The organism is Guyparkeria halopsychrophila, from assembly GCF_044582135.1.
Taxonomy (GTDB): Bacteria; Pseudomonadota; Gammaproteobacteria; order Halothiobacillales; family Halothiobacillaceae; genus Guyparkeria.
The window spans coordinates 1-599 of the sequence record NZ_JBDODP010000066.1 but is presented as its reverse complement, the minus strand read 5'-3'; the positions used below and the strand labels follow the sequence as shown (position 1 = coordinate 599).

General features: G+C 62.3%; 1 protein-coding gene. It reads left to right on the top strand.

Annotated features, from left to right (window positions below; genetic code table 11):
* Positions 1 to 115: 115 nt before the first annotated feature.
* Positions 116 to 599: IS3 family transposase (locus ABGV18_RS11505; RefSeq protein WP_396586149.1), on the top strand; the 484-nt coding region annotated here is incomplete at its 3' end.

The window sequence follows — 599 nt, the reverse complement described above, 5'->3', positions numbered from 1 at the left end:
GCAAGTCCCATTCGCCGCCGCTTGCCCAGCGCCCCAAGGCGCCGGAAAACATGACGACGGACGAGTTGCATGAACGTTTGGCGTATTTGGAAGCGGAGAATGCGTACTTAAAAAAATTGAAGGCCTTGGCTCAGGAAAAGCGATCCGTCGAGAAGAAAAAGCGCGGCTGATCACCGAACTGAGACCAAGGCACGCCCTCAAGTGGCTGCTCAAGGCGGCCGGAATGCCCCGCAGCGTGTACTACTACTGGTGCCGGGCCGCTGCCCGGCCAGACCGCTATGCCGATGAGAAGCGGCGCATCGCCGCCATCTTCCATCAGCACCGGGGGCGCTACGGCTACCGCCGCATCACCTGGACGTTGCGCCGTCAGGGCCATCCGCTGAACCACAAGACAGTGCAACGCCTGATGGGCCGCCTGGGGCTGGCCTGCCGCCTCCGACCGAAGCGTTACCGCTCCTATCGTGGTGAAGAGGGTGTGACGGCGCCGAACCGATTGCAGCGGCAGTTCGAAACGGATCGTCCCAATCACAGGTGGGTCACGGACGTGACCGAGTTCAAGGTCCGAGGCGAACGTCTCTACCTGTCGCCGATCCTGGATC